The 17,636-nt window shown below is 71.9% G+C and carries 16 protein-coding genes; 8 read left to right on the forward strand and 8 right to left on the reverse strand.

The genetic code is table 11. The annotated features are described in order from the left end of the window. Positions 1-224 precede the first annotated feature (224 nt). Together F9278_RS02710 and F9278_RS02715 are read left to right on the forward strand one after the other, a co-directional pair. The gene (locus F9278_RS02710) at positions 225-1,265 is read left to right on the forward strand and encodes a LacI family DNA-binding transcriptional regulator (protein ID WP_152166818.1); all 1,041 of its coding nucleotides are present in this window, start codon (positions 225-227) and stop codon (positions 1,263-1,265) included. Between the two features lie 138 nt (positions 1,266-1,403). Next, entirely contained in the window at positions 1,404-3,590 is a 2,187-nt protein-coding gene (locus F9278_RS02715) for an RICIN domain-containing protein (protein WP_264300158.1), read from the forward strand. Between the two features lie 87 nt (positions 3,591-3,677). Here the strand turns inward: F9278_RS02715 and F9278_RS46785 are convergent, their stop codons facing one another. Together F9278_RS46785 and F9278_RS46790 are read right to left on the reverse strand one after the other, a co-directional pair. Beyond that, positions 3,678-4,031: a fibronectin type III-like domain-contianing protein gene (locus F9278_RS46785; RefSeq protein WP_226966604.1), complete on the reverse strand. Its 354-nt coding sequence runs from the start codon at positions 4,029-4,031 to the stop codon at positions 3,678-3,680. 53 nt (positions 4,032-4,084) lie between these two features. Then, positions 4,085-4,732, reverse strand: coding sequence for a glycoside hydrolase family 3 protein (locus tag F9278_RS46790; protein ID WP_226966605.1), 648 nt, complete (start codon positions 4,730-4,732; stop codon positions 4,085-4,087). An 866-nt stretch (positions 4,733-5,598) separates the two neighbouring features. Between F9278_RS46790 and F9278_RS02725 the strand changes: the two genes are divergently transcribed. Next, entirely contained in the window at positions 5,599-6,459 is an 861-nt protein-coding gene (locus tag F9278_RS02725) for a hypothetical protein (RefSeq protein ID WP_152173651.1), read from the forward strand. A 78-nt stretch (positions 6,460-6,537) separates the two neighbouring features. Here the strand turns inward: F9278_RS02725 and F9278_RS02730 are convergent, their stop codons facing one another. After that, the gene (locus tag F9278_RS02730) at positions 6,538-6,996 is read right to left on the reverse strand and encodes a response regulator transcription factor (protein WP_404818849.1); all 459 of its coding nucleotides are present in this window, start codon (positions 6,994-6,996) and stop codon (positions 6,538-6,540) included. Positions 6,997-7,245: 249 nt separating this feature from the next. On the opposite strand from F9278_RS02730, the gene dhaK reads away from it, so the two are divergent. From dhaK to F9278_RS02745, 3 genes are read left to right on the forward strand one after another with little or no spacing between them, the layout of a single operon-like run. Beyond that, positions 7,246-8,238, forward strand: coding sequence for a dihydroxyacetone kinase subunit DhaK (dhaK, locus tag F9278_RS02735; RefSeq protein WP_152166820.1), 993 nt, complete (start codon positions 7,246-7,248; stop codon positions 8,236-8,238). A gap of 60 nt (positions 8,239-8,298) precedes the next feature. After that, the gene (gene dhaL, locus F9278_RS02740; RefSeq protein WP_152166821.1) at positions 8,299-8,916 is read left to right on the forward strand and encodes a dihydroxyacetone kinase subunit DhaL; all 618 of its coding nucleotides are present in this window, start codon (positions 8,299-8,301) and stop codon (positions 8,914-8,916) included. Next, a complete protein-coding gene (locus F9278_RS02745) occupies positions 8,909-9,319 on the forward strand; it encodes a PTS-dependent dihydroxyacetone kinase phosphotransferase subunit DhaM (protein ID WP_152166822.1) in 411 nt (136 codons plus the stop codon). Before dhaL ends, F9278_RS02745 begins: the two co-directional genes overlap by 8 nt. A gap of 85 nt (positions 9,320-9,404) precedes the next feature. On the opposite strand, the gene F9278_RS02750 is transcribed toward F9278_RS02745, so the two are convergent. After that, on the reverse strand, positions 9,405-10,133 hold the full coding sequence (locus tag F9278_RS02750; RefSeq protein WP_193241346.1) for a glycoside hydrolase family 75 protein: 729 nt from the start codon (positions 10,131-10,133) through the stop codon (positions 9,405-9,407). Positions 10,134-10,616: 483 nt separating this feature from the next. Here F9278_RS02750 and F9278_RS02755 point away from each other — a divergent pair, with 483 nt between their 5' ends. Both F9278_RS02755 and F9278_RS02760 read left to right on the forward strand, forming a co-directional pair. Then, the gene (locus tag F9278_RS02755) at positions 10,617-11,597 is read left to right on the forward strand and encodes a fibronectin type III domain-containing protein (protein WP_152166823.1); all 981 of its coding nucleotides are present in this window, start codon (positions 10,617-10,619) and stop codon (positions 11,595-11,597) included. A 207-nt stretch (positions 11,598-11,804) separates the two neighbouring features. After that, complete coding sequence (locus tag F9278_RS02760) at positions 11,805-12,341, forward strand: hypothetical protein (protein ID WP_152166824.1); 537 nt, start codon at positions 11,805-11,807, stop codon at positions 12,339-12,341. A gap of 6 nt (positions 12,342-12,347) precedes the next feature. On the opposite strand, the gene F9278_RS02765 is transcribed toward F9278_RS02760, so the two are convergent. From F9278_RS02765 to F9278_RS02785, 4 genes are all read right to left on the reverse strand, one after another. Further along, a complete protein-coding gene (locus F9278_RS02765) occupies positions 12,348-12,923 on the reverse strand; it encodes a PadR family transcriptional regulator (RefSeq protein ID WP_152166825.1) in 576 nt (191 codons plus the stop codon). An 80-nt stretch (positions 12,924-13,003) separates the two neighbouring features. Further along, a complete protein-coding gene (locus F9278_RS02770) occupies positions 13,004-15,034 on the reverse strand; it encodes an NADPH-dependent 2,4-dienoyl-CoA reductase (RefSeq protein WP_152166826.1) in 2,031 nt (676 codons plus the stop codon). A 131-nt stretch (positions 15,035-15,165) separates the two neighbouring features. Further along, positions 15,166-15,942: a putative protein N(5)-glutamine methyltransferase gene (locus tag F9278_RS02775; RefSeq protein ID WP_152166827.1), complete on the reverse strand. Its 777-nt coding sequence runs from the start codon at positions 15,940-15,942 to the stop codon at positions 15,166-15,168. A gap of 770 nt (positions 15,943-16,712) precedes the next feature. After that, the gene (locus F9278_RS02785) at positions 16,713-17,459 is read right to left on the reverse strand and encodes a GNAT family N-acetyltransferase (protein WP_152166828.1); all 747 of its coding nucleotides are present in this window, start codon (positions 17,457-17,459) and stop codon (positions 16,713-16,715) included. Between the last annotated feature and the right edge of the window lie 177 nt (positions 17,460-17,636).

Genomic DNA, 17,636 nt, shown 5'->3' on the forward strand with positions numbered 1-17,636 from the left:
GCAAGCCCGTCCGTCACGAAATATTTTCGCGATCGGGATCCACGGACGTACGCAGCGGCACTCAGGCCACGCCAGGGGGCCGACATCGGGCATCACCCCACATATCCGTGCGCCCCGCCCTTCTTGCCTTCGCGCTCGCGGCCCCGTTACTTTGCGGCGATGTTTCTGGCCAGGTGCGCGGTGCGGTCCGGCGCGCCGGTGTTCGGCGCACAGAACGGACTCGGGTGACAGGTCGAGGCAAGAATCGGCAGGAGGCGCAGCACGGTCTGCTCACGAGCATCGCCGCCGAGGCGGGGGTCTCGCTGAGCACCGTTTCCAAGGTGGTGCACCGGCGCCGTGACGTGGGCGCCTCGACAAGGGACCGGGTCGAGGAACTGCTGGCGCGGCACGGGTATGTCCGCCCGTGGGATCAGGACCCTGCCGCGCCCCGGCAGATCATCGTCGTCTTCCGCGACCTGTCCGGCCCGTACACGCTGGAAGTGGTTCGCGGCATCGTCGACGCGGCGGGCGAACTGGGCATCGACGTGGTCACGGGGACGACCGGCAGGCGGTCCATCTCGGGGTGGTTGGAAAAGTGCGTGGCGCTCGGCGCGGCGGGCATCGTGATCGTGATCTCGATGCTGGCCGAGGAGGACCAGAGGCGGATCGTCGAGCAGCGGCTGCCCGTGGTGCTGATCGACCCGCTCAGCGCGCCGTCGGAGGACATCCCGAGCATCGGCGTGACGAACTGGAGCGGGGCCCGGGAGGCGGTTCAGCACCTGCTGGGCCTCGGGCACACGCGGATCGGGATGGTCGCGGGCCGCTCGCACTCCCTGGCCGGGGCGGCACGCCTGCACGGCTATCGGGCGGCGCTGGGCGAGGCCGGAATCGGCTACGACCCGGCCATCGTGCGCTCCACCGACTTCGACTACACCGAGGCGCTCGCCGCGTGCCTGCAGATCCTGCGGGCCGACGACCCGCCCACGGCCGTCTTCGCGGCCAGCGACGCGCAGGCGCTCGGCGTACTGGAGGCGGCCCGGCAGCAGGGGCTGGCCGTGCCGGAGGACCTGTCGGTGATGTCGTTCGACGACACGCTGGTGGCGGCCATGGCCTGCCCGCCGCTGAGCGCGGTGCGTCAGCCGTTCGAGGAACTGGGACGGGAGGCGACCCGGGTGCTCATGGATCTCTCGGAGGGCCGACCGCCCGCGTCCTCGCGCATCGAACTCGCCACGGAGCTGGTCGTGCGGACCTCCACGTCCGTTCGCCGCCGCGTCAATACCGCGTGAACCGATTTTCCGCGAAACCCTTTCGAAACACGACGGTGACAGTGCGATATCCCTTGCGAATACTGGCACCCTGCTCGCACCCCGATTCTCCCTCTCATGGAAAAAGGATGCGCGCTCCCCCTTGTGAAAGGAACAGCGTTGACAAGAACCTGGGCTGGAAGAGTTTTCGCCTCGGCGACAGCCTTCGCGATAGGTGCGGCATTCGCCATTGCCTCCGCGACAACCGCGTCGGCGTATCAGCCGAGTCCCGCGAACCTGTATACGGCGAACAACACCGCCGCGTGCAACAAGAACCCCTGCGTCCTCTACCCCAAGTCGGCCCAGCTGCCGAGCGGGCGGATCGTCGCGGCGTTCGAGAACAGCCAGACCGCCCCGGTGGGGCAGACGATGCCTCTCCACAAGAGCGACGACGACGGTACGACGTGGGCGAAACTGGCCGACATCCAGGCCCCCGCGTATCTCTCCGGCGACTCCGCGTACGCGAAGTACACCAGCAACTGGACCAACCCGTATCTCTACGTCCTCCCGCAGGCCGTCGGCTCCCTGAGTGCCGGCACGCTGCTGCTGGCGAGCATCGTCTCGGGCGACGACGCCTACTACCAGGAGCAGAAGGCCGCGAACTCCAGCTGGACGCCGTCCGGTGACGGCGACCGCAAGGACGTGGCGCTCGCCCTCTACGCGAGCACGGACGACGGCGCGACCTGGAGCTTCAAGAACATCATCGAGGCCGGCGGCTGGCAGGGCGGCAGCGCCGGAGCCGTCGGCCGGGTCTCGGCGGCCAACACCAACGCCCAGGTCGACCCCATCTGGGAACCGCACCTCCTCGCCCACAACGGCAAGCTCATCGCCTACTACTCCGACGAGAAGGACTACACCGGCTACGACACCACCACGGGCGCCCCGACCCTCGACCCGGACAACGACACGGCGACCGACTCCGGCGGCCAGGTCCTCCTGCACCGGACCTGGGACGGCACCAGCGCCTCGGCCTGGAGCAGCCCGGTCGTCGACGTCCCCGGCTCCACGGTGAGCATGGGCGGCGGCAAGACGGAGATCGGCGGCGGCCGGCCCGGCATGACGACCATCGCGCCCACGACCGACGGCAAGTGGCTGCTGACGTACGAGTACTGGGGCGGCGGCACCAACGTCCGCTACCGGATCTCCGACGACCCGCTGAAGTTCTTCTCGGCCACGGACGCCGCGATCACCGCGCTGCCCGTGCCCTCGGGCGGCAACAAGCTGTCCACCGGGGGCAGCCCGGTCCTCCTGCCCATGCCCGACGGCCGGATCGCCTACAACGCGTCCGGCAGCGGCAGCGTCTGGGTGAACGAGTCCGGTCTGAGCACCGGCACCTGGAAGCAGTACCAGACGACCATCGCCTCCGGTTACAGCCGCAACCTCCAGTACGTCGACGGCACGGGACGCGTCCTGATCCTCCAGGCCTCCTGGAGCGGCGGCAGCGTCGGCCCCGTGAAGTACGCCGAAGTCGACCTCGGCCGCTCCGACGGCACCTACTACAGCCTCGTCAACCGGCTGACCGGCCAGGTCCTGTCCACCGCGTCCGGCAAGACGCAGGACGCCAACCTCACCGGCGACACCCCCGACCTCGTACTGAGCGCCGACTCCGCCGCCGCCACCCAGCGCTGGCACATGACCGCCAAGGGCAGCGACACGACACTGCTCAACAAGGCCGGCGGCCGTGCGGCAGCCATCTGGACCGGCAGCGCGACGGCCGGGCAGAAGCTGGCACAGTGGGTCGACGACGATGCCACCGACAAGAAGTGGACCCTCGTCTCCACCACCGACGGCTACTACCGACTCCGCTCGGCCCGTAACACCAGCCTGTACATGACCGGGGCCACCGCGGGCGGCTCCGTCACCCTGGCCGCGTCGGCCTCCGACGGCTCGCAGGAGTGGCTGCCGGTCGCGGACCCGCTCCCCACGGCCTCGACCTTCACCCTGAAGGGCACCAACTCCGGCCGCTGCCTCGATGTCCCCAACGGCCAGACGGGCGTCCAGGTCCAGGTCTACGACTGCTCGGGCAACGCCAACCAGACCATCACCCGGACCACGGCCGGTGAGCTCCGAGTATCCGGCAAGTGCCTGGCCGCCAACGCCGACGGCACCACCACGGGCACCAAGGTCATCCTGTGGGCCTGCAACGGGAAGACCAGCCAGCAGTGGGCCTTCCGGGTCGACGGCACCATCGTCAACCGCTCCAACGGCCTGGTCCTCGACGTGAACGGCGCGGGCACGGCCAACGGGTCGAAGGTCCAGCTGTGGACCGGCCTGGGCAGCACCAACCAGACCTGGACCCGAAGCTAGGTTCAGGCCACGCCACTCTGCGGGTGTGAAGAAGCCGGTACCTCCGATCCATACGGAGGTACCGGCCCCCTCAGTTGCGCTCGACCGTTACGGGCACGGCCAGTTGCGCTCGACCGTTACGGGCACGGCATGGTGCCGAAGCACCGTCGCGTCACGCTCCGCACCGACGAGCCGGACGACTGCCCGCACCGGTGTGTCGAGGCTCGAAGAGCCGGCGTGGAGCTGGATCTCCCCGGCCTCGACGATCCTTCGGCCGTCCAGGCCGGCGAAGGCCAGGCGGTCGGTGTGGACGTGAAAGCGGACCGTCGCCTGTCGGCCGGGGGCGAGGGCTACCTTGGCGAAACCCAGCAGGGAGCGTACCGGCCGAGTTACCTGGGCGACCGGGTCGATGGCGTACAGCTGGACAGTCTCGGCGCCCGCGACCGCCCCCGTGTTGCGCACCCGTACGTCGACCGTGAACTCGCCGTCCGTAGGGACCTGTTGGCGGTCAAGGGTCAGCAGGTCGGTCTCGAACGTGGTGTACGACAGCCCGTGCCCGAACGGGAACGCGGGCGTGGGGTCGAGGTTCGAAAGGAAACTCTGCCGGTCGCCGAGGGCGGGTGAAGGTAGGTGTACGGCTGACCGCCCGGGGAGAGGGGGATCTGCACGGGCAGCTTGCCGCTGAAGTTGGCGCGGCCGGACAGGAGCCGGGCCACCGCCCGGCCGCCTTCCTCCCCCGGCAGGAAGACCTGGACCATGGCCGCGGCGGCGGACGCGAACCGCCCGACGGCGTAGGGCCGTCCGCTGTTGACGATCAGCACGACGGGTTTCCCGGTCGCCAGCACCGCCTCGGCCAGTTCCTCCTGAACACCCGGCAGCCGCAGATCCTCCACATCGCAACCCTCGCCGGAGGTGCCGATGCCGAACATGCCGGCCTTGTCGCCGACGACCAGGACGGTGAGGTCCGCGTCGACGGCTGCCGTCACGGCGGCGGGGAGTTCCGAGCGATCCTCGTCCCGGATCGGGCAGCCTTGTACGAACTCCCAGTGAACGGAGGGGAGTTCCTCGGCCAGTGCGGTGCGCAGGGAGGCCGCCTCGACGCCGTTGCCGAGGTCGTCGCGCTTGGCCAGGACATGGTTGGGGAAGCTGTAGCAGCCGAACATGGTGCGTACGTCGTCCGCGCAGGGGCCGAGGACGGGAAATACCTCGGTTACGAAATGCTTTCGGGGTCACGCAAGCCGACCGAGTGGCCCGCGCTGAAAGCGGTCGCAGCGGAGCTGGGGATCTGCGCGGCCGGGACGGTGCGGACCTGGGTCCGCAAGGGCCGAAGCCGCGGCGGGCCGGCGAGTTCTTGGGCGGCAGTGGCTGACCCTCACCTGGCTGATCGGTCCCGTCGTGGGCGCGCTCGGCTTCCAGTTGGGGAGACGCCGCGCGCTGACCCTGCTGCCGGACCAGCATGTCTGCGTGGTCAGCGCGAGCCGGATCGCCGCTGATGCCCCCGAGGCGTGGCGCCTGCTCCACCCGCGCCGACCGCTCACCCTGATTCCGGTCCCGCAGCGAGCAGCGACATCGAACATGAGTAGGTCTGAGACAGCAGGACCTTCCGTGGACGAGGTGTGTCCCAGCGATTGATCCGGCTGAAGACCGATCACCTGCCCTGCGACCGCGCGCCGAAGCGACGGCGGGGTCGCGGCGCACAGACGGCAGCGGCACGTACGCACATGGAATACGTACTCCTACCGATGCGCCTCTTACACCTGTGTTCGAATCTATCTCCGTGGGCAAGCCGCCGACGAGCACGGCACTTCCAAGGAGGTCGGGGTCGGCGGCGGAGAGGACTTCTGGGGTCGTACCACTGTGGACTTGCGGTCGCAGCGGGCCGCCGACCACGAACTGTCGCCCGCCCTGAGTCCCTTATGGGCATCGGGGCGCGCATCGACCTCCTGACCTCTGCACGACTTGAACGGGCCCTGCCACGAGACCAGTTCGGCAAGGCCGCCCGACCTCACCCTGGGGACATCACATGCGTATGCACATGTACACCACGGCCAGCGTCCTTTCCGGCGTCCTCGTACTCTCGGCGCTCGCTCTTCCGGGCGCCGCCCAGGGAGCGGAGCACCCGACGGTGGCGGCGTCCGATCTCAGAGCCTTCGCCGGGAAGGGCGTCCGGCCGGCGGACGCGCTGGGCGACACCACCTTCAAGGACGGGATCGTCAACAAGGGCAAGGACATCGTGCTCGGTGTGACGGGCAAGAAGGCCGTTCCCGTCACGTTCACCGCCTTCGACGAGGAAGGACTGGCCCTCACCCAGGCATTCCTGTGGCAGGGCACCGACATTTCGAGCACGGACACCATCACCGGTGCCCTGGGGACGGACGACGACCCCGACTGCACGGAGACAACGGTCCCGGGCGGCTACCGCTACCGCTGCGAGGCGGTCTTCACCATCGACCCCGCGGTCGACTTCAAGGACGGCAACGGCACCGCGGGGACCTGGAAACTCCTCCTGGGCGCCTACGACCTCTACCTGAACATCAGCATCGACGACGACGTCGCCAGGAGCAAGATCAAGCGTGCCGCCAAGCTGACCACCAACGCCTCCCCGGAGCCGGTGAGGAAGGGCAAGGCCATCACGGTCTCCGGCAAGCTGAGCCGCGCCAACTGGACCACGGGCAAGAACGCGGGATACGGGAGCCGGCCGGTGCAGTTGCAGTTCCGCAAGAGGGGCAGCAGCACCTACACCACCCTCAAGACGGTCAAGACCAGCGGCACCGGCACCCTGAGCACCACCACCAAGGCCGGCTCCGACGGCTACTACCGCTTCGTCTTCGCCGGAACCACCACGACCGGCTCCGCGAAGGCGCCCGGCGACTTCGTCGACGTCAGGTAGGCAGCTTCCCGGCCGGGACCGGGCGGTGACCGGTCGGCGGAGGCTCACTGAGCATCGCCGAGGGCACCGGGACCACACTCAGTCCTCTTCCCCGCGGGCGTCCCCGAAACGGCTCCCGGTGCGGCGGCGGGACATCAGCGCGGCCAGGGCGGTGCGCGAGGAGACCCCTGTCTTGCGGAATGCGCGGTAGGCATGGGTTTCGACGGTGCGCCGGCTGACGTAGAGCCGGTCCGCGATGGCCTGGCTGGTGAGCCCCTGCGCCACCAACTCGGCTGTCTCCAACTCCCGGGCGGTCAGGGCGGCGAGCCGTTCGGTGAGTTCGGTGCGGTCCGGGGAACCGTACGGGGCCTCGGAGCCGCCACCGGGCGGACGGGTGGCGTCGGCGAGGCCGATCAGCATTCCGCTGCCGCCCGCCTCGGCGAGCCGGCGCCCCCTGAGCCAGGCGCGCGTTCCGCCCCGGCCACGGCCCGCCGCCGCTTCCAGAGCTTCATGACAGAGCCCCCTCCCCATCACTGCCGCGCCAGGTCGGCCGCGCACGCATCGTCCTCTCCTTCTGGACCGCCCGTGGTGCGACCGGCCGGGAGCCTCGGGCACCGTGGCACGCTGGTGAGCGCCCATGCGCGTGACCTTCGCTGCCGCAAGGTCGATACTTCCCCCTGGGCGCGCCCCCGCCGGAGCGCGCTCACGACCGCCACGAACCGCCACGATCGACAACCGAACAAGCCTATGCTGACCTGCAAAGACGCAGGCTATCTGCTCGTCTGACAATCCCTCCAGGAGGTACCCATGCGGATGCTCATCAACGTCGCGGAGAGCGTTGTCGCGGACGCGTTGCGGGGTATGGCGGTCGCGCATCCCGAGTTGACCGTGGATGTGGAGAACCGGGTGGTGGTGCGGCGGGACGCGCCGGTGGACGGGAAGGTGGGGCTCGTCTCCGGGGGCGGGTCGGGGCACGAGCCGTTGCACGGTGGGTTCGTGGGGCCCGGGATGCTGTCGGCGGCCTGTCCCGGTGAGGTGTTCACCTCGCCCGTGCCGGACCAGATGGTGCGGGCCGCCGCGGCCGTGGACAGCGGCGCCGGGGTGCTGTTCATCGTGAAGAACTACACCGGCGACGTACTGAACTTCGACATGGCCGCCGAACTCGCCGAGGACGAGGGCATCCGGATCGCCAAGGTGCTCGTCAACGACGACGTGGCGGTGACGGACAGTCTCTACACCGCCGGCCGGCGCGGTACGGGCGCGACCCTCTTCGTGGAGAAGATCGCGGGGGCCGCCGCCGAGGAGGGGCAGCCGTTGGAGCGGGTCGAGGCGCTGGCCCGGCAGGTGAACGAGAACTCCCGCAGTTTCGGGGTGGCGCTCAGCGCCTGCAGCACACCCGCCAAGGGCAGCCCGACCTTCGATCTCCCCGCCGGAGAGCTGGAGTTGGGCGTCGGCATCCATGGGGAGCCGGGGCGTGAGCGGCGGGCGATGATGACCTCCCGCGAGATCGCCGACTTCTCGGTGAACGCGATCCTCGACGACATGAACCCCCGCAACCCGGTGCTGCTGCTCGTCAACGGCATGGGCGCCACACCCCTGCTGGAGCTGTACGGCTTCAACGCGGAGGTGCAGCGCGTGCTCACCGAGCGCGGGGTCGCCGTGGCCCGCACCCTCGTCGGCAACTACGTCACCTCGCTCGACATGGCCGGTGCGTCGGTGACGCTGTGCCAGGTCGACGAGGAACTGCTGCGACTGTACGACGCGCCGGTGCGCACGCCGGGGCTGCGCTGGGGTGTGTGAGGACGGCATCGAACCGTCCTCTGACGGTCAGTCATATCTCGTACCACGCAAGGAGATTCCGTGCTCGACGCCGATTTCTTCCGTCGTTGGATGACGGCCACGGCGGCCTCGGTGGAGCGTGAGGCCGAGCGGCTCACGGCGCTCGACTCGCCGATCGGGGACGCCGACCACGGCAGCAATCTGCGCCGTGGGTTCACCGCCGTGGTGGCCGTACTGGAGAAGGACGCCCCGGACACACCCGGCGCCGTCCTCGTGCTCGCCGGGCGGCAGCTGATCTCGACCGTCGGCGGCGCGTCCGGCCCGTTGTACGGCACCCTGCTGCGCCGCACCGGAAAGGCGCTCGGTGAGGCCGCGGAGGTGAGCGAGGCCCAGTTGACGGACGCGCTGCGCGCCGGGGTCGATGCGGTGATGGCGCTGGGTGGGGCGGCGCCCGGCGACAAGACGATGATCGACGCGCTGGTGCCGGCGGTCGACGCGCTCCCCGAGTCGTTCGCCGCCGCGCGGGCCGCCGCCGAGGAGGGCGCCCTGGCGACCATGCCGTTGCAGGCCCGCAAGGGCAGGGCCAGTTACCTGGGCGAGCGGAGCATCGGGCACCAGGACCCCGGTGCCACCTCCGCCGCGCTGCTGATCACGGCCCTCGCCGGCGCCGCCGAGGCCGGGGAGGCCGCCGATGTCTGACGGGAAGCGGGTGGGCATCGTGCTGGTCTCGCACAGTGCCGCCGTCGCCGCGTCGGTCGCCGAGTTGGCGCGGGGGCTGGCCGGTGCGGGTGCCGGGGTTCCCGTCGCCCCGGCCGGCGGCACCGAGGACGGCGGGCTGGGCACCAGCGCCGAGCTGATCTCGGCCGCGGCGGCCTCCGTGGACCGGGGCGCCGGGGTCGCGGTCCTCACCGACCTCGGCAGCGCGGTCCTCACCGTGAAGGCCCTCCTCGCCGAGGGGGACGAACTCCCCGCCGACACCCGTCTGGTCGACGCCCCGTTCGTCGAGGGCGCGGTCGCCGCGGTCGTCACGGCCTCGACGGGCGCGGACCTCGCGGCGGTGGCCGCCGCGGCCTCGGAGGCGTACACGTACCGGAAGGAGTGAGCCAAGTAGTGAGCCGCCCAGCGCCCCCGCTCGGTTGACCGCGCCGGTCGGTTGACCGCGCCACCCCGGTCGGTCGCCGCGCCGGTCAGTTCGCCGCGCCGCCCCGCATCGCCGCTCCCCTGCGCAGCGACGCGCCCCCGACCCATTCCCGTGCCAGCTCCTCCCCCAGTTCCACCGCCGCCTCATGGTCCTCGATCGGCGTCACCTTGGAGTCCTCGAAGACGATGTAGGTGACGCCGGAGGCGGTCCCGCCGGTGCGCGGGTCGGGGCGGATGCCGAGGGCCTCGGCCGTGGCGTAGGAGGCCTCGCCGATGATGTTCTGCGGGCCGGTGTCGCCCACGACGGCGTACTGGACCCGGTCCTCGTGGATGACGGCGGCGACCGAGCCGCCCTTGATGCCGTGGACCCGGTGGTCCCAGATGCGGCTGGCGACGGGGACCACGATGAACGGCAGGGTCTCGGAGCTGAGATAGCGGCCGTCGGACTGCAGGAAGGACGTGGCGGGCTGGAACCACGGGTCGGTGTCGCGGTTGCAGTGCGTGCTCGGCCGGCCGTCGCAGTCGATGTCCATGTCGGCCTTCCAGAACACCGCGCCGTCGGCTCCGCAGACCGGGATGACGGCCGGGGTGGCGGCGTCACTGCTGTAGAGCCCCTCGGAGACCCGGACGCAGCCACGCGCCTTCGCCAGCAGTTCGGCGGCGGTCACACCGCCCTCGCGGTGTACCGGCCGCTGCGGATGGGCCAGGGCGGGCAGGGCGACGGGGGCCAGCAGGGCGGCGCCGACGGCGGCCAGCGTCAATGAGCGGACACGCACGATGGGAACCCTCTCCTGGGGGACATGACGGACACTCACCCAAAGGTGGTGCGGGTCGGAGAGGTCGGCCACCGGGAGGGGGCCGGACGGATCACGGCGCCCACGGCACACACGGCACACACGACGCTCTCGGGGGTGTCCGGGACACGAGCGCGCGGCCGAGGGCCCGGACCGGACTCGGCCCCGGCCGCTCGGCCGCTCTGGTCGGCGCGGGATCGGCGACGACAGCGGCCCGCGCCGTACGACGCGAACCGGCCTGTACGACAGGCGAGTTCACGTCGCGTCGGAGCATCAGCATACGTAGCCGCGTGCCGTGCCGTGAACCGCGTCGCGGCCATCACGGCCGACCGGCGGGAGCATCGGGCCCGGCTCCGCTTCGCCTCACGCCCACCCCTTGATGTGACCGCGTCAGTCGTGTCATACATGGAGAAGAGATAGGTACAGACCAATCCCGAGAGGCTCGACGATCGAGGGGGCAGGATCGTGCGACGCGTTCCCCTACCGGCACGCCTCCTGGTGCCGCTGCTCTGCGGCCCGCTGCTCCTCACGGCCGCCTGCGCGAGCGAGGAGAGCCCCGGCCGACGTCCGCCGCCGGCCCCGCCCGGTGTCACCGCCGCCGCGGGCAGCGCCACCAGCGTGCACGTCATGTGGAACCGGGCCTCCGGGGACACCGAGATCGCCGGGTACGAGGTGTACCGGGGCCGTACCAAGGTGAAGGACGTGCCGGGCGGCACGCACATGGTGGACATCACCCGGCTCCGGCCGTCCACCACCTATGTGTTCACCGTGCGGGCCCGCGACACCGCCGGAGGCCTGGGGCCGCCCAGCGCGGAGGTCCGGGCCAGGACGCCCGCCGCCGGAACGCTCGACCGGCGGGCCCCGACCCGGCCGGGGCGCCTCGCCGCGAAAGCCGTCGGGAACAGGGCGGTGCAGCTGTCCTGGGAGCCGTCGACCGACGACCGGGACGTGGTGTCGTACGACATCCTGCAAGGCGGCTCGAAGATCCACGGTGTGGGCGGGGAGCAGACGGCGGCCGTGGTCACGGGGCTGCGGCCCGGCACCCGGTACTCCTTCACCGTGCGGGCGCGGGACGCGGCGGACAATGTCTCGCCGGTGAGCCGGACGGCACGGCTCACCACCGCGCCCGGTGCCGGCGACGGGCGGGGCACCGCGCCCACCGGGTTCCGCGCGGCCGTCCGCCGCACCGACGGGGCGTACTCCGTCGAGCTTTCCTGGCTGCCGCCGCGGGTCGACGGGGTGATCACGGAGTACGAGATCCAGCTCGACGGACGGCCCGCGACCACGCTCGTCTGGGGCGGGACCCCGCCCCGGGACCGGGCCACCCACGGCTTCTACGTGGGCCGGGAGGCCGGGGTGACGTACCGGGTGCGGATCCGCGCGAAGCTGCCGGACGGGACCTGGGGCGGGTTCTCGGCGGAGCGGGCGGTGACCACCGGCGGGTGAGCCGGAGCGGACGCCCGGAAGGTCCGCCGGGGTCGGGCGGCGCCGACACGCCCGGTTCCCCCGCTCGGCGGTATCCGTCACCTGCCCGGGTGTCGTCCGCATGCGGGCGGGGCGCGGGGCACGTTGGCTCACCCTGAGGCAGCACGGGTCTCCCGATCCTCGGCGGCGCACGGGACGTGCCGCCACCGTGCCGCTGGAGGGCAGACCATGCGTACGTCTCAGCTACTCCTCCGCTCCGGCCTGACGGTGGTCGCCGCGGCGCTGCCGATCGCCCTGACCGCGCACTCGGCCGCCGCCGCCCCCAGAGGAATCTCGGTCAACACCACGGGATCCTCGGTCACCGTCAACACCAGCGATTGCCCGACCAGCACCAACGGCACGTTCGGCACCGCCTCGCTGCTCTCCAGTGGGCAGGCGAACTTCTCCCAGGGGCGTCAGGTGACGCTCACCGGCACGAGCACCACCCAGTCCGCCTCCTGGTCGAACGTGGGCCCGGGTACGTACACCGTGATCGTGGTCTGCAAGGACGGGACCACGGCGGGCACCCAGTCCGTCATCGTCACCGCCGCCACCCCCACCATCGCCACGACGGCCTCGCCCGCGCGCGGTGTCCTGGGCGGCGTCGGCGGGGCGAGCCGGGAGTACGGCACCGTCACCCTCGTGGGCGGCGGGGCGCTGGTGGCGCTGGGCACGGGGGCGGCCGTCTGGTATCTGCGCCGCCGGGCCAAGCCGCACCGCCTCTGACCCCGGCTACAGCCGCCCCGCGTTCCCCTCGCCGGCGCCGGTGTCACCCGGCAGCGTCTCGAACTCCTCCAGGGCGTTCGTCAGCCACTGGGTCCAGAAGGTCTGCAGGTCGATGCCCGCCCGCAGGATCAGATGCTGGAGCCGGTCCTGGGCCGTGTCCCGGCCGGGCCCGAAGTCCCGCTTCTCGATCTCCTCGTACTCCGCCAACTTCCGCCGATGCAGGACGAGATGGCGCCGCAGATCGTCCTCGAGACCGTCCGTGCCGACCACGGCCGCGGCGCGCAGCCGGACGAAGAGCGCGTCGCGCCACGGCTTGGGGTCCTGGGGCGCGGAGGTCCAGCGGGCCAGTTCGGCGCGGCCGGCGGGGAGGACCTCGTAGCTCTTCTTCTGGCCCCGGGCGGGCCGTTCGGAGGGCAGGGCGCGGATGTGGCCCTCGCCCTCCAGTTTTCCCAGCTCGCGATAGATCTGCTGGTGCGTCGCCGACCAGAAGTAGCCGATCGACCGGTCGAACCGCCGGGTCAGCTCAAGGCCCGACGAGGGCTTTTCCAGCAGGGCGGTGAGGATCGCGTGCGGGAGTGACATGGGCTCATCCTAGGAAGCCCGGGGATCGGGAAGCGGGGGCGCGGGGACGGCCGCACGCGCCCGCCCCGCGGCCGGGTCTCCTACAGCGCCGCCGCCAGTTCCGTGCCCTGCTTGATCGCCCGCTTGGCGTCCAGTTCGGCCGCCACGTCGGCGCCGCCGATGAGGTGCGGGGACCGTCCGGCGGCGACCAGGGCGTCGTAGAGGTCGCGGCGCGGGTCCTGGCCGGTGCAGAGGACGACCGTGTCGACCTCCAGGACCTGGCGGACGCCGTCGACGGTGACATGCAGCCCGGCGTCGTCGATCAGGTCGTACTGGACGCCGGGGACCATGGTGACGCCTCGGTGGTTGAGTTCGGCGCGGTGGATCCAGCCGGTGGTCTTCCCCAGTCCGGCGCCGACCTTGGAGGTCTTGCGCTGGAGGAGGTGGACCGAGCGCGGCGGGGCGGGGCGTTCGGGGGCGGCGAGGCCGCCGGGGGCGCGGTAGTCCATGTCGACGCCCCACTGCCGGAAGTACGCGGCCGGGTCCTCGCTCGTCTTCTCGCCGCCGTCGGTGAGGAACTCGGCGACGTCGAAGCCGATGCCGCCGGCGCCGAGGATCGCGACGCGGTCGCCGACGGGGGCGTTGTCGCGCAGGACGTCCAGATAGCCGAGGACCTTGGGGTGGTCGGTGCCGGGGAGTTCGGGGGTGCGCGGGGTGACTCCGGTGGCGACGACGACCTCGTCGTACGCCGTGGCGGTGAGGTCCTCGGCCGCGACCCGGGTGTTGAGGCGTACGTCGACGCCGTGCTCGTCGAGTCGGGTGCGGAAGTAGCGCAGGGTCTCGTCGAACTCCTGCTTGCCGGGGACCTTGCGGGCGACGTTGAGCTGACCGCCGATCTCGCTCGCGGCGTCGAACAGGGTGACCTCGTGGCCGCGTTCGGCGGCGCTCACCGCGCAGGCGAGTCCGGCGGGGCCCGCGCCGACGACCGCGACGCGTTTGCGCAGCCGGGTCGGGGAGAGCACGAGTTCCGTCTCGTGGCAGGCGCGCGGGTTGACCAGGCAGGAGGTGATCTGGAGGTTGAAGGTGTGGTCGAGGCAGGCCTGGTTGCAGCCGATGCAGGTGTTGATGGCGTCGGCGCGGCCGTCGCGGGCCTTGTTGACGAAGTCCGGGTCGGCGAGCATCGGGCGGGCCATGGACACCATGTCGGCGTGGCCGTCGGCGAGCAACTCCTCGGCCAGTTCGGGGGTGTTGATGCGGTTGGTGGTGACGAGCGGCACGGAGACCGCGCCCATGAGCTTCTTGGTCACCCAGGTGTAGGCGCCGCGCGGCACGGAGGTCGCGATGGTGGGGATACGGGCCTCGTGCCAGCCGATGCCGGTGTTGATGATGGTCGCGCCGGCCGCCTCGACGGCCTTCGCCAGCGTGACCACCTCGTCGAAGGTGGACCCGCCGGGGACGAGGTCGAGCATCGACAGCCGGTAGACGACGATGAAGTCCTCGCCGACGGCCTCGCGGACCCGGCGGACGATCTCGACGGGGAAGCGGGTGCGGTTCTCGTACGAGCCGCCCCAGCGGTCGTCGCGGTGGTTGGTGCCGGCGGCGATGAACTCGTTGATCAGATAGCCCTCGGAGCCCATGATCTCCACGCCGTCGTATCCGGCCCGGCGGGCGAGGCGGGCGGTGTTCGCGTAGTCGTCGACGGTCCGCTCGACCTCGGCGTCGGTGAGCGCGTGCGGGACGAACGGGCTGATGGGGGCCTGGAGGGCGCTCGGGGCGACCAGGTCGCGGTGGTAGGCGTAGCGGCCGAAGTGCAGGATCTGCATCGCGATCCGGCCGCCCTCGCGGTGTACGGCGTCGGTGATCTCGCGGTGCTGGTCGGCCTCGGCGTCGGTGGTGAGCTTGGCGCCGCCCTCGTACGGGCGTCCGGCGTCGTTGGGCGCGATGCCGCCGGTGACGATGAGGCCCACTCCCCCTCGGGCGCGGGCCGCGTAGAACTCCGCCATCCGCTCGAAGCCGCGCTCGGCCTCCTCCAGGCCCACGTGCATGGAGCCCATGAGCACACGGTTGGGGAGCGTGGTGAAGCCCAGGTCGAGCGGGCTCAGCAGATGCGGGTAGCGGGTCGTACGGCTCATGGGGGCCTCCGTGCGTGGCGTCGTCCTGAAGGTTGTAGACGACGCCACGCCGTTTATGCAACTAGTTGCACAATGGGTGAGGGCAAGGCCACATCGGGGGCGGGGAGCCTTCAGCGGGCCGCTCCGCGGTCTCAGGTGAGGGTGCCGAGGACCACGTGGGCGTGCATCTCCGCCGAGACGGCCGTGCGGGCGGTGAGGCCGGAGCGGCGGAAGGTGGCGAGGGCCGTCGGTGCCTGGCGTTCGCTCGTCTCGACGAGGAGGCAGCCGCCGGGGGCGAGCCACTCGGGGGCCTCGGCGGCGACTCTGCGCAGGACGTCCAGGCCGTCCGTGCCGCCGTCCAGGGCGACGAGGGGTTCGTGGTCGCGGGCCTCGCTCGGCAGGAACGGGACCTCACCGGTGGGGACGTAGGGGACGTTCGCCGCGAGGATGTCGACACGGCCCCGGAGGTGGGCGGGCAGCGCGGCGAAGAGGTCGCCCCCGTGGGCGTGGCCGCCGTGCGGCGCGAGGTTGCGTCGGGCGCAGTGGACCGCCGCCGGGTCGATGTCCGCCGCGTGCAGTTCGGCGCCGTCGAGCGAGGCGGCCAGGGCTGCGCCCACCGCGCCCGAGCCGCAGCAGAGGTCGACGACGACCGAGGCGGTGGGGACGGCGGCGAGGGCCCGCTCGACGAGGAACTCGGTGCGGCGGCGGGGGACGAACACGCCGGGTTCCACGGTGATGCGCAGGCCCGCGAACTCGGCCCAGCCGAGGACGAGTTCGAGGGGGAGGCCCGCGACGCGACGGTCGACCATGGTGGCGGCCTCGTCGGGGGTGCGCGCGGTGGTGAGGATCAACTCCGCCTCGTCCTCGGCGAAGACGCAACCGGCGGCGCGAAGTGCCGTGACGACAGAGGGGGTGGTGAGAAGTGGCATGAGGGCCGAGAGCCTTTCGGTGGGCCGAAGGGCGCTCCCGCGGTGGCCTATCGGCCGTGCACCGCGCCGCGTTGAGGTGAGAGCACCCGACCTGACACAGCGGTAATGGGTCCCACCTCCTCGGCCTCCCGTGCTGACTGGCCCGGCAACCCTACCCCATGGTCACGACCGAACTTCACGGGCACGAGCGGCCTCCCGAGGAGCGCTTTCCGACCATCGGCCCCGCTGCGCCGCGAGCGCGGCGGGGCACCACCGCGAATACCACGGGCGAGGCGCCCGGCGGGGCTTGGGGAGGGCGCCGGGGCGTCCCGACGGGCCCCCGCCAGAAGGGGCAGCCGCCCCCGGCACACCCGTCGGCGGCGCACGACCCGACGCGCGCGGCCGACGCTCCCGGCGGGACTTGGACGGGCTGTGGGGCGACCTCGGCGCGCCCCGGCCCGAACGGGGCGCCCCGGCACACCCGTCGGCGCACGGCCCGGCGCGGAGGGCCGACGCCCCTCCCGGCACGGCTTGGCAGGGCGGCGGGGCGTCCCCGGCTTGCCGCCGCCAGAACATGCCGTCGCCCCCGGCGCACCCGTCGGCGCACGGCCCGGCGCGCGGCCGGGCCTCCCCGCGTGGGTTCCCCTCCGGCCCGTCGGCGGTCGGCGGTCGGCGGTCGGCGGTCGGCGGTCGGCGGTCGGCGGTCGGCGGTCGGCGGTCGGCGGTCGGCGGTCGGCGGTCGGCGGTCGGCGGTCGGCGGTCGGCGGTCGGCGGTCGGCGGTCGGCGGGGCCTACACCCCCACCCGCTCCTCCCCCGTCTCGATCGCCGGTACGCGGGCCGCCATGAAGCGGGTGGTGCGGCGGAGGCGGAAGCCGAGGGATTCGTAGAGGCGGATGGCGGTGGTGTTGCGCGCGGAGGTGTGGAGGAAGGGGGTTTCGCCGCGTTCGCGGATGCCGTGGGCGACGGCGTGGATGAGGCGGGTGGCGAGGCCCGCGCCGCGGAACGCCGGGTCGGTGCAGACCGCGCTGATCTCGGTCCAGCCCGGCGGGTGCAGCCGCTCCCCGGCCATGGCGACCAGGGCGCCGCCCCGCCGTATCCCGAGGTACGTGCCGAGCTCGATCGTGCGGGGCAGGAAGGGACCGGGCTGGGTGCGCTCGACGAGGTCCAGCATCTCGGGCACATCGGCGGGACCCAGCCGTACGGCCTCGCTGTCCGGCGCGGCGGCGATCCCGTCGTCCACGAGCTGGACGCCCTCCAGGTCGAACGTCACCTCCCAGTCGGCCGGGAAGCCCCCGGTGTAGGCCGGGACCGGGACCTCGGCGCCGGGGCCGACCAGTGCCGCGAGGTCGGCCCAGTCGTCCGCGTCGGGATCGTCGGGGAGGGCCAGCCACGGCGAGACGTCGAGGGGATAGCGCAGTACCCGCCCGCGCCGCTCGGCGAAGTGGGCGTGCGGCCCGGTGAGGGAGGCGAGGGCGGGGTTGTCGAGGACGTGCGGCACCGTGCCCGCGCCCTCGCTGCCACTCACGTACTCGGACATGTGCTCTCCCGCTCTGTTCACTCTGTCACTCTGTCACTCTGTGCCACTGTCACTCTGTTCCGCTGTCGTCCGGCGGCCGATGCCACCAGGTCCGACGGCGGTCCGCCGGCGTCCGGCTGAAGTCGGCAAGGAAGAGCACCGAGCCCTTATTCCCGGGCCGCCGAAGTGTTCATACGG

It is taken from the genome of Streptomyces phaeolivaceus, assembly GCF_009184865.1.
GTDB classification, from domain to species: Bacteria; Actinomycetota; Actinomycetes; order Streptomycetales; family Streptomycetaceae; genus Streptomyces; species Streptomyces phaeolivaceus.

Bases quoted from the DNA above. Each gene is read 5' to 3' on its own strand.
- F9278_RS02725 (WP_152173651.1), top strand. From the start codon at position 5,599: ATGCACATGTACACCACGGCCAGCGTCCTTTCCGGCGTCCTCGTACTC.
- F9278_RS46790 (WP_226966605.1), bottom strand. From the start codon at position 4,732: ATGTTCGGCTGCTACAGCTTCCCCAACCATGTCCTGGCCAAGCGCGAC.
- dhaK (WP_152166820.1), top strand. From the start codon at position 7,246: ATGCGGATGCTCATCAACGTCGCGGAGAGCGTTGTCGCGGACGCGTTG.
- F9278_RS02775 (WP_152166827.1), bottom strand. From the start codon at position 15,942: ATGCCACTTCTCACCACCCCCTCTGTCGTCACGGCACTTCGCGCCGCC.
- F9278_RS02770 (WP_152166826.1), bottom strand. From the start codon at position 15,034: ATGAGCCGTACGACCCGCTACCCGCATCTGCTGAGCCCGCTCGACCTG.
- F9278_RS02760 (WP_152166824.1), top strand. From the start codon at position 11,805: ATGCGTACGTCTCAGCTACTCCTCCGCTCCGGCCTGACGGTGGTCGCC.
- F9278_RS02785 (WP_152166828.1), bottom strand. From the start codon at position 17,459: ATGTCCGAGTACGTGAGTGGCAGCGAGGGCGCGGGCACGGTGCCGCAC.
- F9278_RS02745 (WP_152166822.1), top strand. From the start codon at position 8,909: ATGTCTGACGGGAAGCGGGTGGGCATCGTGCTGGTCTCGCACAGTGCC.
- F9278_RS02765 (WP_152166825.1), bottom strand. From the start codon at position 12,923: ATGTCACTCCCGCACGCGATCCTCACCGCCCTGCTGGAAAAGCCCTCG.